Annotated in this window: 10 protein-coding genes; 7 read left to right on the top strand and 3 right to left on the bottom strand. The window is 31.0% G+C overall.

The features are described 5' to 3' along the window. Positions 1–293: 293 nt before the first annotated feature. Positions 294–1,295: a sodium:calcium antiporter gene (locus Q6H37_RS21535; protein ID WP_318736479.1), complete on the bottom strand. Its 1,002-nt coding sequence runs from the start codon at positions 1,293–1,295 to the stop codon at positions 294–296. A 363-nt stretch (positions 1,296–1,658) separates the two neighbouring features. Further along, positions 1,659–1,871 carry a hypothetical protein gene (locus tag Q6H37_RS21530; RefSeq protein ID WP_318736478.1) on the bottom strand — a complete coding sequence of 71 codons (213 nt, stop codon included), beginning with the start codon at positions 1,869–1,871 and terminating at the stop codon, positions 1,659–1,661. A gap of 283 nt (positions 1,872–2,154) precedes the next feature. Here Q6H37_RS21530 and Q6H37_RS21525 point away from each other — a divergent pair, with 283 nt between their 5' ends. From Q6H37_RS21525 to Q6H37_RS21510, 4 genes are all read left to right on the top strand, one after another. Beyond that, positions 2,155–4,380 carry an ABC transporter ATP-binding protein gene (locus tag Q6H37_RS21525; protein ID WP_318736477.1) on the top strand — a complete coding sequence of 742 codons (2,226 nt, stop codon included), beginning with the start codon at positions 2,155–2,157 and terminating at the stop codon, positions 4,378–4,380. Continuing rightward, a complete protein-coding gene (locus tag Q6H37_RS21520) occupies positions 4,377–6,260 on the top strand; it encodes an ABC transporter ATP-binding protein (RefSeq protein ID WP_318736475.1) in 1,884 nt (627 codons plus the stop codon). The genes Q6H37_RS21525 and Q6H37_RS21520 overlap by 4 nt, the downstream gene beginning before the upstream one ends. A 152-nt stretch (positions 6,261–6,412) precedes the next feature. Then, positions 6,413–7,126: a MurR/RpiR family transcriptional regulator gene (locus tag Q6H37_RS21515; RefSeq protein WP_318736474.1), complete on the top strand. Its 714-nt coding sequence runs from the start codon at positions 6,413–6,415 to the stop codon at positions 7,124–7,126. A 188-nt stretch (positions 7,127–7,314) separates the two neighbouring features. After that, the gene (locus Q6H37_RS21510) at positions 7,315–8,652 is read left to right on the top strand and encodes a 6-phospho-alpha-glucosidase (protein WP_318736473.1); all 1,338 of its coding nucleotides are present in this window, start codon (positions 7,315–7,317) and stop codon (positions 8,650–8,652) included. A gap of 103 nt (positions 8,653–8,755) precedes the next feature. On the opposite strand, the gene Q6H37_RS21505 is transcribed toward Q6H37_RS21510, so the two are convergent. Next, positions 8,756–9,319 carry a hypothetical protein gene (locus Q6H37_RS21505; RefSeq protein WP_318736471.1) on the bottom strand — a complete coding sequence of 188 codons (564 nt, stop codon included), beginning with the start codon at positions 9,317–9,319 and terminating at the stop codon, positions 8,756–8,758. Between the two features lie 576 nt (positions 9,320–9,895). Here Q6H37_RS21505 and Q6H37_RS21500 point away from each other — a divergent pair. The 3 genes from Q6H37_RS21500 to clpP all read left to right on the top strand — a co-directional run bounded on the left by Q6H37_RS21500 (position 9,896) and on the right by clpP (position 12,859). Then, complete coding sequence (locus Q6H37_RS21500) at positions 9,896–11,560, top strand: glutamine--tRNA ligase/YqeY domain fusion protein (protein WP_318736470.1); 1,665 nt, start codon at positions 9,896–9,898, stop codon at positions 11,558–11,560. Positions 11,561–11,803: 243 nt separating this feature from the next. Next, complete coding sequence (locus Q6H37_RS21495; protein WP_318736468.1) at positions 11,804–12,187, top strand: helix-turn-helix transcriptional regulator; 384 nt, start codon at positions 11,804–11,806, stop codon at positions 12,185–12,187. An 87-nt stretch (positions 12,188–12,274) separates the two neighbouring features. Then, entirely contained in the window at positions 12,275–12,859 is a 585-nt protein-coding gene (gene clpP / locus Q6H37_RS21490) for an ATP-dependent Clp endopeptidase proteolytic subunit ClpP (protein WP_318736466.1), read from the top strand. Positions 12,860–12,865 lie beyond the last annotated feature (6 nt).

Genomic DNA, 12,865 nt, shown 5'->3' with positions numbered 1-12,865 from the left:
TACTAGTTTGAATTTTAACTTTTATGCAGCGATATATGATAAGTGTTTCATCACATAAGCTAAATTGTTTTAGTATTATTCTTAGCTTCAAATTTTTGAAAGCCTTAGAACTTTAGTCTTGTCTGAGGGAACCGAGTTTGACAAAGTTCTTAGGCTTTCAAAAATTTGGAGCTTTAGAATAATTAAAACATTTAGCCGTGATGAAACACTTATCATATATCACGGAGTAAAAGTTAAAATCCAAACTCCCACTGTATCTTTACATAGCATAATTTTTAAAATGTAATATAAAATTATATTACACCTTTTATATAAAATATCCCTATAATGAATACAATATATAATACAGCATTAAATGATAATCTTTTTGCTGATAAGTGATGTCTTTTTAAGGTAGTCCATATTAATAGGATAGCTATAAAAGTTATGATTGCTGAAATAATAAGGGATTTATCAAGCATCCATGGTGTAAAAATAATACCTAATGCACTTGGGACTGTAGCTTGAATCATCATAGATCCACTAATATTTGAAAGGGCCAAATTTTCTTTACCTTGTCTTACCCATATAACAGCATTTAAAGTTTCTGGTAATTCTGTTGCTACTGGACTCAATAGTAAAGAAACCATGTGAGGTGGAATTCCAAGGGAAATACTTAAAGCACTCAAATTGTGTACAAACATTTGTGAGCCAATAAAAATAAATATAAGTGATCCTATAGTTTGAACTAAAATTAATGATTTTTTAGGATTTTCACTTTTAGGACTGAACTTCAATGGTTCCAGTTCTCCAGCAACTTCCACATTATCACTACTCATTTCTCTATAAAAGTAAACTCCATAAGCTACTAAAAATAAAAATCCCAGCCAAGGTTTTATTGCAAAGGCTACAAGTCCTAATCCAATCTTAAATACAAAAATGCACATAAACCAGACTTGATCTCTTGCTAATTTTTCACCATTAAATTTAATATGATCACCAGCTTTTCTCTTGCCGCTGAACATAACTATACTGATTCCCACAACAGCATAGGCAATTGTGCTTAAAACCAGAGGACCACCTAAAGCTGCTCCAATACCAATATCCTTTTGACTTGAACTTGCTCCAAATACTACAGCTATGAATGTAACAATACTTTCAGGTAAAGCTGTACCAAAGGCTGCTAAAACTGAACCTACTGCACTTTGAGAAATATTAAAGGCTTTACCTACCCATTCAATTCCATTTACAAACAGTTCACAACTAAAGTAAATTAAAAGTGCTGCAGCAACCATTACTAAAATAGTTATTATCATCTTTTCTCCTCCTCAAGGTAAAAAATAAAAGACCTTTGGCGTATTAAAAAAACACGCCAAAAGTCTCGTTTCGCATTTTGCGGATACTGCCAGGTTTATAACCAATATGTTGACAATATCTATCAAACTACTCCCTTTTGTAAATATGTATTTATACATTATATTTATAAAGTATACTAAATTCATTTTATGATGTCAACAAGCTAGTTTTACTTTTGAAATTTTTTATTTAGAAGATGCAAAAGTAATAATAGCTAATTTTTCAGGTAACCCTCTAAAAGAAGTAATTCTTTAATTTTAGTTTATATACCTTGTTTGTACACGAACAATGTATATAAACTAAAATTTTATGAAACATAAGTGTTAATCTTCATCATCTTCCAATTCATTCATCTCATTTACTGTTTCTCTTTTTTCATCTAAGTTATTGTTAGTTTCCATACCTTGATTATTGATTTGTGTTAACTCATTTATAGATGATATTGCAAAACTAAATGCACCCATAGTTGCTGCTTCAGCAATAGAATTTTGAAAATAGTTTTCAAAGCTATCTAAGTCCCTTGTATCCTTTGACATGATCTCACCTCTTTTAAACTTAGTTTTTACAAAACAAACTATATTATTCCTTAATAAATTTAAGCACTATATCCTACTTAAAGAAAAGTAGGAAGCTGAAATCTATAATTTTCTGCCGATCGCTTTCACAGAGTGTGACGGCAGTGTTATGGATGATAGCCATCGGATAAAATTTGTCATATGGGAAATCATATATAAAGTGAAACAAATTCTATCTAGCCATGATGAAATAAAGATACATAAACAAATGCAAGAAATTAAAAAGTAAGGGGTAGATGCAATAGTGCGTGGATTATTAAAATATTTAAAACCATTTATTGGACTTATTATTGCTGCCATAGCATTACTATTTGTGCAGGCAATGTGCGATTTAGCACTGCCAGATTATATGTCTAATATAGTAAATGTAGGTATACAACAAGGGGGAATTGAAAATGCAGTACCTCAGGCTGTAAGAAAAAGCGAAATGGATAAACTTACATTATTTATTTTTGGAAAAGATAAAGATGCAGTTATGAGTAATTATGTATTTGTAGACAAATCAAGTAAAGATTATGACAAGTATGTTAAAGAGTATCCTGTTCTTGTAAGTGAACCAATTTACGTACTTAAGAATGTAAACAATACAGAAATTGATAAGTTAAATCCAATTATAGGCAAAGCATTTCTCACAGTTTCAGGTATTGAGAATATGAAAGCCAATGCAAAGGGTGGTGTAATTAATTTTAATGGGAGGAAACTTCCTGCAAATACAAACTTATTTGCTTTATTTGGAAAATTACCTGAAGATCAACGTGGAAAAATCATGGAAGAAGGAGCAAAGAAGTTCATGGCTTTAGGAGATAAGATGATTGTTCAGGCTGCTGCCAGCTCAGTTAAAGCTGAATATAAGGCTTTAGGAATGAACACAGACAAAATTCAGAATAGCTATATCATTAACATTGGAGTCAGGATGATTTTAATATCTCTTTTAAGTGCAGCATGTATTGTAGCTGTTGGTTTCTTTGCATCTAGAACTGCTGCAGGACTTTCAAGAAATTTAAGAAGTAGAATATTCACAAAGGTTCAAAGTTTTTCAAATGCTGAGATGAATAAGTTTTCTACAGCTTCACTTATTACAAGAACTACTAATGATATCACTCAAATTCAGATGCTTATTGTTATAATGATAAGAATGATATTTTATGCCCCAATTATAGGCATTGGTGGTGTTATAAAGGCTATGTCTCGAAGTACTTCTATGTCTTGGATTATTGCATTAGCAGTGGCAGCACTTTTGATAATTATTATTGCTGTGATTTTTGTTGCTATGCCCAAATTTAAGGTTATACAAAAACTTATAGATAAACTAAATCTTGTTACTAGAGAAAATCTTTCAGGTATTATGGTAGTAAGAGCCTTTAATACTCAAAAATTTGAAGAAGAAAGGTTTGATAAAGCAAACAAAGATCTTACAGATACAAGCTTGTTTGTAAATCGTGTAATGGTAGTTCTGTTTCCTTTCATGATGCTTATAATGAATGGTGTAACAGTACTAATTGTTTGGGTTGGTGCTCACCAGATTGCAAATTCCAGTATGCAGGTAGGAGATATGATGGCTTTCATGCAGTATGCTATGCAGATTTTATTTGCATTTCTCATGATGTCTTTTATGTTTATTATGATACCTAGAGCTTCTGTAGCTGGACAGCGTATAGTAGAAGTTTTGGAAACAGATACTGTAATAAATGATCCTAATTCACCCAAGAATTTTGACAATAACTTGAAAGGTATTGTAGAGTTTAAGAATGTTTCTTTTAGATATCCTGGGGCGGAAGAAGATGTACTTAAGAATATTAGCTTTAAGGCCTTACCTGGACAGATAACAGCCGTTATTGGACCTACTGGATCGGGTAAAACTACACTCATTAGTTTGATACCAAGGCTTTATGATATAACCGATGGCCAGCTTTTTGTAGATGGTGTTGATGTACGAGAGGTTACTCAACATGATTTAAGGGATAAGATTGGTTATGTTCCTCAAAAAGGTAATTTATTCAGTGGTACTATAGAATCTAACTTGAAGTATGCAAAACAAGATGCAACAGAAGAAGATCTAAGAAAAGCTTCAGAGATAGCTCAGGCTATGGAATTTATAAATGATAAGCCTGATGGTTTTAAAACAGAAATTTCACAGGGTGGAACTAATGTTTCTGGAGGGCAGAAGCAGAGACTCGCTATTGCTCGTGCTCTTGTAAAAAAACCAGAGATCTTTATATTTGATGACAGTTTCTCAGCACTTGATTTTAAAACTGATGCTGCACTTAGAAAAGCACTTAAAGACAAGACTAGTTCTACAACAGTCATAATTGTAGCCCAAAGAATTGCAACTATAAAAAATGCTGAACAGATAATAGTTCTTGATGAAGGCAAAATAGTAGGTACGGGCACTCATAAACAGCTTATGGATACATGTGAGACCTATAAAGAAATTGCTTTGTCACAGCTTTCGAAGGAGGAGTTAGCATGAGCGATAAAAACAATAAGTCTGTAAACTCTGAAGGTAGAAGACATCGAGGTCCTGGTGGTGGTCCAATGGCTATGATGAAGGGTGAAAAGGCTCGTGATTTTAAGGGTACAATGAGTAAGTTAATCAAATACTTAGGAGTGTATAGAGTATCAATAATCATAGTCTTTATTTTTGCAATAGTCAGTGCAGCTTTAGGTGTAGCAGGCCCTAAGATTTTGGGAAGGGCAACTACAAAATTGTTCGAAGGAATAATGGCTAAAATTGCGGGTACAGGAAATATTGACTTCGATTATATCAGAAATATAGTTCTTATACTTATAGTCTTATATTTGATAAGTGCTTTTTTTGCTTATATACAGGGGTGGATTATGTCAAGTGTATCCATGAAGGTAAGCTATAACATGAGAAAGGAACTCTCAGAGAAAATTAATAAAATGCCTCTTAAATATTTTGACAGTACAAATCATGGCGAGGTATTATCTCGTGTTACAAATGATGTTGATACATTAAGCCAGACACTTAACCAGAGCTTGGGACAGATAATTACATCAGTAACTACTGTAATTGGAGTTCTTATAATGATGCTTACAATTAGTTGGCAGCTTACTCTTGTAGCACTTGTTATGATTCCTATATCTTTTCTTCTTATAATGTTTATTGTAAAGAATTCTCAAAAGTTTTTTAAACAGCAGCAGGATTATTTGGGAAATGTAAACGGGCATATTGAAGAAATGTATAGTGGACACTTGGTAATGAAAGCTTTTAATGGAGAGAAAAAAAGTGTTGAAAAGTTTGATAAATTAAATAGCAGGCTTTTTAGCTCAGCATGGAAGTCACAGTTTTTAACAAGTATAATGATGCCCCTTATGAATTTTGTAGGTAATCTAGGTTATGTTGGAGTATGTATTCTAGGTGGATATCTAGCTGCAAAAGGAAGTATTTCTGTTGGAGATATTCAAGCCTTTATACAATATGTACGTCAATTTACACAGCCTATTTCACAGATTGCCAATATATCCAATATACTTCAACAGACTGCAGCATCAGCTGAGAGAGTATTTGAGTTTTTGGCAGAGGAAGAAGAAGTGTCTGAAACCTCTAACCCTGTAAATCCTAAAAATGTAGATGGAAGTGTAGAGTTTAAGAATGTGCATTTTGGATATAAGCCTAAGACTACAGTTATAAATGATTTCTCAGTTAAGGTTAGAGAAGGACAGAGGGTTGCAATTGTTGGACCAACAGGTGCAGGCAAGACTACCATGATAAAACTTCTTATGCGTTTTTATGATGTAACTAAAGGTGCAATATTAATTGACGGACATGATATAAGAAATTTTACACGTGAAGGGTTACGTTCAATGTTTGGAATGGTTCTTCAAGATACATGGCTGTATAATGGCACTATAATGGAGAATATAAGATATGGAAAACTTAATGCAAATGATGAAGAGGTTAAAAAAGCTGCAAGAGCAGCTCATGTAGATAGCTTTGTGCATACTCTTCCAGATGGTTACAATATGGTTCTTAATGAAGAAGCAAGTAATGTATCTCAAGGACAAAAACAGCTTTTGACAATTGCAAGAGCTATTCTTTCAGATCCAAAGGTACTTATTCTTGATGAAGCTACAAGCTCCGTTGACACTCGTACAGAAGTACAAATTCAAAAGGCTATGAATAATCTTATGAAAAACCGTACCAGCTTCATAATAGCTCATCGTCTATCAACTATTCGTGATGCTGATCTAATACTTGTTATGAAGCATGGTGATATTGTTGAACAAGGAACTCATGAAAAATTGCTAGAAACCGAAGGCTTCTATGCTAGTCTTTATAATAGTCAATTTGAATTAGCTGAAATGGCAATAGATGATAATCTTTAAAATTATAAAGGTATATCAAAGGATTAAATGAAGTTTATGACAGATATATTTCTAGAGCATGGCGAAGTATTTTAGAAAAATGTGCTATAATTAGATTTAAATAAAATGTATGGTAGCATGCTGCACAAGATATTATTAGAAGGTGTTCATAAATGAAGAATAATGTAATATTAACAGAACTTGAAAAAGTAATCTTAAATAAAATACAAAATTACATTAATAAAAACGAGAAAGTTGGAATAGGTACAGTAGCAAAGGAATGCTTTGTTTCAAAATCGGCAATTGTAAAGTTATCGAAAAAACTGGGTTATAGTGGATATAGTGAAATGTATTATACTATTCTTGCAACTAATAATAATGCATTAAAATTAGATTTTACTTATAATAGTGATACTATGTGTATGGATGAACACTTAAAAAAGAATATTGATATGCTTGTAGAAATGCTGAGAAAGTTTAGAAATGAAAAGATTTATTTGGATTCTTTAGGAATTTGTGATAGTGCAAAAGAATATTATTTACAAAAGTTATTAATATTTGGATTTGATGCAGCTAGCAGTTATCATTATGAAGTCTTTAAAAATATTAAATCTGGACTTTATTTTTTCTTTTCTCATTCTGGATGTAGATCAGAGATTATAGAAAAGGTTAATGAAGCTATTAAAAATAATTTTAAGGTTGTATCCTTTACTTCTAATAAAGATTCACCGCTGGCAAAAATGTCTCATATCACAATTGAAGTAGCAGGAATAAAATCGGAGAGAGAACATTACTTGCCAAACTTTTTTACTGCTAATTTAATAATTTTGCTTGAATTAGCATTAAGCGAATATTCTAAAAGATACTTATTTAATGGGGAAGATTAAGTATGTATCAACCTTGTAAAAAAATATATTGTGAAAATGAACTGATAATTCTTTTTATCAGTTTTTTTATTTGTAATTCAGTGAACTTTTTTACTATAGGTAAATATTTTCACAATGGTAGAAAGTGTATTGATGAGGGAAGTAAGCTGGGTTATATTATACATAAATAAAAAAAGGAGAAACATAAAATGAAAAAGTATTCAATTTGTATTGTTGGCGGAGGAAGCCGTTACACACCAGATATGCTTGCAATGTTATGTAATCAAAAAGTCAGATTTCCTTTAAAGAAAATCGTTTTATATGATATTGAGAGTGAACGTCAGGAGGTGGTTGGAAAATATGCAAAAATATTATTTAAAGAATATTATCCAGAATTAGAGGAAGTAATATATACCACTGATGAAAAAGAGGCGTTTCAGGATATAGATTTTGCTCTTATGCAAATTCGTGCTGGAAGATTAAAGATGCGTGAAAAGGATGAGAAGATTTCGCTTAAGCATGGTTGCCTTGGCCAGGAAACTTGTGGTGCAGGAGGGTTTGCTTATGGTTTAAGAAGTGTTCCTGCTGTTATAGATTTAGTAAAGAATATTAGGACTTATTCTCCAAAATGTTGGATCTTAAATTATTCTAATCCTGCTGCAATTGTTGCAGAGGCAACGAAACGAGTGTTTCCTAAGGACTATCGTATTATTAATATTTGTGATATGCCAATTGCAATTATGGATATTTATGCAAGTGTGCTTGGATTAAATAGAAGAGATTTAGAACCGAAATATTTTGGATTAAATCATTTCGGGTGGTTTACGCATATTTTGGACAAGAAAACAGGAGAAGATTATTTACCTAAATTGAGAGAAATATTAAAAACTCCAGTAGATGTACAGACAGAACCTCTTTTTCAGGAGAAGTCATGGAAATCAACCTTCGAATTCATGAGTCAGATGATCAATGACTATGATGAATATTTACCAAATACTTATTTACAGTATTATTTGTATCCCGAAAAGATGAAGAATAAAGAAAATCCTGAATACACAAGAGCTAATGAAGTAATGGATGGAAATGAAAAAGAAACTTATAATAGAATGAATAAGATTATATTATTAGGGAAGATACATGGTACAGAATATGAAATTAATAGTGAAGTTGGATGTCATGCTGAGTATATAGTAGATCTAGCAACAGCAATTGCTAATAATACAAATGAAATTTTTCTAACTATTACAGAGAATAATGGAGTTATTAATAATATTTCACCTGATGCCATGGTTGAAGTTCCATGCCGTGTTGGAAGTAATGGAGTTGAACCATTAATTGTAGGAAGCATACCGACCTTTTATAAGGGGCTTATTGAAAATCAATATGCCTATGAAAAGCTTGCAGTAGATGCCTGTTTAGAGGGAAGTTATCAAAAAGCATTAAAGGCTCTTGTACTAAACCGTACAGTTATAAACACGGATGTTGCTAAAGAACTGTTAAAGGATTTAGTTGAAGTTAACAAAGAATATTGGAATGGACTACATTAAGTTTTAAACAGTTTATGGTATTATTGAAAAGTTTAAAAAAGACTAAGAACTTTGTTTGAAATAAAGTTCTTAGTCTTTGACTTATATTATACGATAAAAGTTATTAATATATCCCATAATCTAATATGCATAGCTCTCTATTTTCATCATACCCAAAGGTACTTAGCTTTGAAAATTCATATTGGACAGCAGGAGATTTAAATACTAGGTTTTCTTTAAAGCTATCCAGAAGCAATAAAAATGTACTGCTGTTAGTAAAAGAGTTGTCCTCTTTAATATGAGAGTATATGGTATCAGGACAATCATCGTTTTTGGCTAAAGGAACTATGGGTTTGTGTATAGTTAAATATATAAATTTGCTTTTATATATAGCATAAACAGGGCACAGTATTTTTTTAAAAGGCATTATAGAACCATCCTCGGAATGATATAAATTAAATTCATTAATACACTGTTCAGCACCAAAAGGTAAACCGTTTAAGGTTGAATCAGAAGATGTTTTTATTATTAGATTATCTACTAAATATACACATCTAGCGCTGCGTGCAATAAGGTTTTTTCTATTTAATTGTTTCATGAGTTTTTTACTTATGATTTTATTCTCGCCTAAGTGCATATTATAGTTATCTTTCAAGCATTTTTCAACTTGAGCTAAATTGTAATCCATAAAACACCTCCATTTAAGAAAAAATGACCGAATATAAATATATAAATTCAATTATTTAAATATTCTATAATAAATCATATAATATGCATCGTTAAATGTCCAGATGTTTTATGTTAAAATCCTAATTAATATGAGAAAATAAGTGGGTTTTATACTTGTAAACTTACAAAATTATGTTTTTGATATAATTATCATATTTATAATTTAATTTTGCATATTGAATATAGTATGATTAGCATATTCAACGTGCCTTGAAGAAATTGTAAAATAATGGATAAATGTATGGGATTTAAATACGATTAATTAATATTTAAAAATTATGTTTAGTTTAGAACATAATAGTTAAGAATGAAAATTATAATTAAGAGTTTTTACGATAATATAAATAAAAATCTTAAATTTGAAAAGTTATGTGTAAACTTGTATAATAAAGGAAAGAATTTTAATATGCATATGTTTAACTGGAAGCATGTGAATTTCTATAGCAATTGTAGAAAAAAATGCAGTTTTATGATATATTTATTTCATTGGAAATGAAAAAATTAAATTAAGTATATAGAAAGAGAAGTGGAATTCATGGAAGAAAATAACGTTAAATCCAATTTTATTAAAAATATTATTACAGAAGACTTGGAATCAGGAAAACATAAACAAATAGTTACTCGTTTTCCTCCAGAACCAAATGGATATTTACATATAGGTCATGCTAAATCTATAACATTGAATTTTGAGTTGGCAGATGAGTTTAATGGAAAAACTAATTTGCGTTTTGATGATACAAATCCTGTAAAGGAAGATACAGAATATGTAGAGTCCATAAAAGAGGATGTTAAGTGGTTAGGTTTTGATTGGGATGCATTATATTTTGCTTCTGATTATTTTGATGAAATGTATAAAAGAGCTTTAGTGCTTATTAAAAAAGGTAAGGCTTTTGTATGTGATTTAACAGCAGAAGAAATAAGAGATCATAGAGGAACTTTAACAAAACCAGGAGTAGAAAGTCCTTATAGAAATAGAACAATAGAAGAAAATTTGGATTTATTTGAGCGTATGAGAAGTGGTGAATTCAAAGATGGAGAAAAAGTTTTAAGAGCAAAAATTGATATGTCCTCACCTAACATAAACATGAGAGATCCTGTAATTTATCGTATAGCACATTCTACTCATCATAATACAGGAGATAAATGGTGTATATATCCTATGTATGATTTTGCACATCCTATTGAAGATGCTATTGAGGGAGTTACACATTCAATTTGTACTTTAGAGTTTGAAGATCACCGCCCTCTATATGATTGGGTAGTGAGAGAATGTGAAATGGAATCACAGCCAAGACAAATTGAATTTGCAAGATTGAATGTTACAAATACAGTTACTAGTAAGAGAAAACTAAAAAAATTAGTGGATGAAAAGTTTGTAGATGGATGGGATGATCCACGTATGCCAACTATTGCAGGTATTAGAAGAAGAGGATATACTCCTGAATCCATTCGTAATTTCTGTAGAGAAATTGGAGTGGCAAAAGCCAGCAGTGTGGTAGATGAACAAATGTTAGAGCATTTCTTAAGAGAAGATTTAAAAGCAAAGGTTCCAGCTACTATGGCTGTTTTAAGACCACTAAAAGTTATTATAACAAACTATCCAGAAGGTAAAGTAGAAATGCTTGAAGCTGAAAATAATTCTGAAAATGAAGCATTAGGGGTACGTCAAATTCCATTTTCAAGAGAGTTATATATAGATCAAGAAGATTTTATGGAAAATCCTCCTAAGAAATACTTTAGATTATTCCCAGGAAATGAAGTAAGATTTAAAAATGCTTATTTTATAAAGTGTAATGAAGTTATAAAAGATGAAGAGGGCAATGTAGTAGAACTTCATTGTACTTATGATCCAGAAACAAAATGTGGAACAGGATTTACAGGAAGAAAGGTAAAAGGAACTATTCACTGGATAGATGCAAGTCACGCTCTTCCAGCAGAATTTAGATTATTTCAGCCTTTAATATTGGATGAAGAATCAGAGGAAGATGATGGAAAAGATTTCTTGGATAAGGTTAATCCAAATTCATTAGAAGTATTACAGGGATTTGTAGAAGAAAATATGAAGGGCGTAAAGCCACAAGAAAAATTCCAGTTTATAAGAGTAGGATATTTTAATGTAGATACTAAATACAGTACTGATGCGAAACCAGTATTTAATAGAATAGTATCATTAAAGAGTTCGTTTAAAATAAAAAAATAAGTTAAGGTATATTAAAAAAAGTACCTAAAAAGATTAAATTCTGTGAAGCATTAATATGGTACTATGAAATTAAAACTTCTGTCCTTTAGTTAGGGATGGGAGTTTTTTTATTTGTTAAAAAATTAAAATTAGGAAGAATTGAGGTGATATCATTTTAATTATTAAAGAGCAAAAAAAGACAGGATTTATATAAAAAGTTAATATATAATATAAAAAAAGGCTAAAGGAGGTAAGCATTTTAAAATGAATTATGATTCTTGTATTAAAAAATCTATTGAATATATTGAACACAATTTAAATAGAAAAATTGAGCTCAAAGATATTGCACAAAGGGTTTTTTTATCAAAATACCATTTCCACAGAGTTTTTCATGCTGCTGTTGGAAAACCTGTGGCTGAATATATAAGAAACAGAAGACTTGCAAAGGCAGCAGACGAATTATTAAGTACAGACCATAAAATTGTGAATATAGCTTTAAAATATCAGTTTAGTTCTCAGGAGTCATTTACAAAGGCTTTTAAAAGAATTTATGGAATACCTCCTAGAGAATTTAGGAAAAACAGAAATAATGTAACTATGATGAAATCAAGAAAGAAAGTTGTACATTCACTTTCCATGGCAGCTTAATATTTTTGCGTTTTCAACTATGGTAATACAAAGGTAAATGGGCATATTAGGGAAAATAGTGATTTTAGAAAAGGGTGATGTTAATTAATGAGTTATGTACCTGTGGTTATTGAACACACAAATTCAGGAGAACGTTCCTATGATATTTATTCAAGGTTGCTTAAAGATAGAATAATCATGTTAAATGGTGAGGTAGCAGATGCAAGTGCAAGTGTAATTGTAGCACAACTTTTGTTCCTTGAGGCAAATAATCCTGATGAAGATATTCATTTCTATATAAATAGTCCAGGAGGTTCTATTACAGCTGGAATGGCAATATATGATACAATGCAGTATATTAAATCAGATGTTTCTACAATATGTGTAGGTATGGCTGCAAGTATGGGGTCATTTCTTTTAGCGGCAGGTGAACCTGGAAAAAGGTATGCACTTCCCAATAGTGAAATACTAATACATCAACCATCAGTATATGGAGGCTTTCAGGGACAGGCTACTGATATAAAAATTCATACAGATTGGCTGCTTAAAACTAAGAAAAAGATGAATAAAATATACAGTGAAAAAACAGGTAAGCCTATTGAGCGAATAGAAAAGGATATGGAAAGAGATTATTTTATGAGTGCAAGGGAAGCTGTAGAATATGGATTAGTGGATAAAATTCTTTCAAAATAGACTTAG

This window comes from Clostridium sp. JS66 (genome assembly GCF_033561535.1).
Lineage (GTDB): Bacteria > Bacillota > Clostridia > Clostridiales > Clostridiaceae > Clostridium_AM > Clostridium_AM carboxidivorans.
Note: the sequence above shows the minus strand (reverse complement) of the source record. Positions and strands in the feature narration are given on the sequence as shown.